General features: G+C 59.5%; 2 protein-coding genes. Both read left to right on the top strand.

Features of this window, described 5'->3' with window-relative positions; genetic code table 11:
- Window positions 1–335 (top strand): HAD-IA family hydrolase (locus tag JNK74_28915; GenBank protein ID MBL7650203.1); only part of this gene is annotated, 335 nt, incomplete at its 5' end.
- A 201-nt stretch (window positions 336–536) separates the two neighbouring features.
- Window positions 537–703: ADP-heptose--LPS heptosyltransferase (locus tag JNK74_28910; protein MBL7650202.1), on the top strand; the 167-nt coding region annotated here is incomplete at its 3' end.

Below are 703 nucleotides of genomic sequence, written 5' to 3'. Positions count from 1 at the left end.
TCGAACAGCTTGCCGCCGCCGGCCATCAGCTGGGAATCATGTCGAATACCAACACGCTCGACTGGGAGTTTGTCACCTCGGGTCGTTATCCATTCTTGAACAACGCCTTCGAGCAATACGTCCTCAGCTTTGAGGTCCGCTCGATGAAGCCCGAGCCGGCGATCTACGCGCACGCCGTGAAGCTCGCGGGCGCTGAACCAGGCCAGGTCTTCTTCACCGACGACCGACAGGAAAACGTCGACGGCGCCCTGGCGGTCGGCCTCGACGCTACGCTCTTCACGACGCCCGCCAAACTCCGTGAAGACTTACAATCTCGCGGAATAGTTCTTCAATAGCTTCTCCCCGTATTCTTTGCGCCTTCGCGCCTTTGCGTGAGACAAATCGAATTAAGATCTTACGCAAAGGCGCGAAGGCGCAAAGGAGAGAAGAAAATATGGGGCGACTGCTAGCACCCTTCAACTTCAATTGCCGCTAGCGAACCCCTCCGTTACACTCGTACCCCTCACTACAGCGGCGCCCAACGATGGAGCGAAGGGATGCGCCTCGGGATCTTTCTGCCCAATTGGATTGGCGACGTGGCAATGGCCACGCCCGCCATCCGCGCCCTGCGCAAATATGTCGCCGCCGGCGAACTGATCGCCATCATGCGCCCCTACGTCGCCGAAGCCCTCGGCGGCAATCCCTGGTTCGACGCCGAGATCCT

The sequence above is a fragment of the Candidatus Hydrogenedentota bacterium genome (assembly GCA_016791475.1).
Classification (GTDB): Bacteria; Hydrogenedentota; Hydrogenedentia; order Hydrogenedentales; family JAEUWI01; genus JAEUWI01.
This window is presented reverse-complemented; position numbering and strand designations above follow the sequence as displayed.